This is a genomic window from Paraburkholderia sp. SIMBA_027, assembly GCF_046535315.1.
Classification (GTDB): domain Bacteria; phylum Pseudomonadota; class Gammaproteobacteria; order Burkholderiales; family Burkholderiaceae; genus Paraburkholderia; species Paraburkholderia tropica.
The window spans coordinates 1-368 of sequence record NZ_JAWRWY010000185.1 but is presented as its reverse complement, the minus strand read 5'-3'; the positions used below and the strand labels follow the sequence as shown (position 1 = coordinate 368).

Below are 368 nucleotides of genomic sequence, written 5' to 3'. Positions count from 1 at the left end.
CAGGAAACCGGCAACCGCCTCGGCATTGCTGTTTGCCCGCTCCATGCGGATCTGCAGCGTTTCCAGCGACCGCCCGAGCATCCAGCAGGAATGCGGATCGAGCTGCGTGCCGATGGCACCGCGTAGCGCCTTCACCTGCTTCATCACAGCCTTGCGGCCAAGGGCGGCACCGGCGATCAGGTCCGAGTGCCCGCCGACATATTTTGTCAACGAATAAAGCGAGATATCGGCGCCATGCTCGATCGGCCGCTGGAAGACCGGGCCGAGCAGCGTGTTGTCGCAGGCGACTATCGGGGTGTGACCCTGCTTCCTGCCGATCGCATCGGCGACGCGGCGGATCATTGCGACATCGACCAGGCTGTTGGTCG

Annotated in this window: 1 protein-coding gene; it reads right to left on the bottom strand. The window is 63.9% G+C overall.

Annotation, left to right across the window (positions count from 1 at the left end):
- On the bottom strand, positions 1-368 hold a 368-nt coding region (locus SB764_RS38715; RefSeq protein WP_410866565.1), incomplete at both ends, for a PLP-dependent transferase.